General features: G+C 40.6%; 1 protein-coding gene. It reads right to left on the bottom strand.

The annotated features are described in order from the left end of the window. Positions 1-281: mechanosensitive ion channel family protein (locus AAEY78_RS12705; protein WP_352339687.1), on the bottom strand; the 281-nt coding region annotated here is incomplete at both ends.

Here is a 281-nt window from a genome sequence, read left to right as displayed (position 1 = left end):
CGCTTGTACTTTTGGATGTTGCTCGACAATACTTTTTAAAATGGTTTCAGCATGCTCAACATTGTCGCTGTAACTAATGCCAAAAGTCATGTCGACCCTGCGTTGATGCTCGGCGGTAATATTATTGATGGTGTCGCCCCAGATTTTATTATTAGGCACAATAAGCCGTTGATTATCTAATGTTTTAATTGTGGTTGATACTAAGCTCATGTGGCTGACGCGACCTGTGACATTAGCGGCATTGATTAAGTCACCAACATCAAATGGGCGATAAATTAAGA

Source organism: Psychrobacter sp. 16-MNA-CIBAN-0192 (assembly GCF_040309565.1).
GTDB lineage: Bacteria > Pseudomonadota > Gammaproteobacteria > Pseudomonadales > Moraxellaceae > Psychrobacter.
This window is presented reverse-complemented; position numbering and strand designations above follow the sequence as displayed.